Below are 233 nucleotides of genomic sequence, written 5' to 3'. Positions count from 1 at the left end.
CACCTCCGACCCGTCGACAGCGTGCCCGGTCACGCGGGAGGTGATATCGGGGACGAAGGCGAAGATCTGCTGCCAGTTAGCCCGGACCTGCTCTGTCCCCCCGAAAGACCGGCCGGGATGCGCGGGGGTCTCGTTGCGGTATCCCGGTGCGAAGCAGGCGACGAGTGCGTCGAGGTCGTGATCGTCGGTCGCCTGCTGAAGCCGGACGAGGAAGGGATGTGTCGAAGTGGACA

1 protein-coding gene is annotated in these 233 nt (G+C 66.5%); it reads right to left on the bottom strand.

The genetic code is table 11. The features are described 5' to 3' along the window. The coding region (locus tag SB717_RS39775) for a nuclear transport factor 2 family protein (RefSeq protein WP_410908861.1) at nucleotides 1-233 on the bottom strand (233 nt) is incomplete at both ends.

This window comes from Priestia sp. SIMBA_032, assembly GCF_046535215.1.
GTDB lineage: Bacteria > Bacillota > Bacilli > Bacillales > Bacillaceae_H > Priestia > Priestia aryabhattai.
The sequence above is the reverse complement of the archived record's forward strand: the minus strand, read 5'-3'. Positions and strand labels throughout refer to the sequence as shown.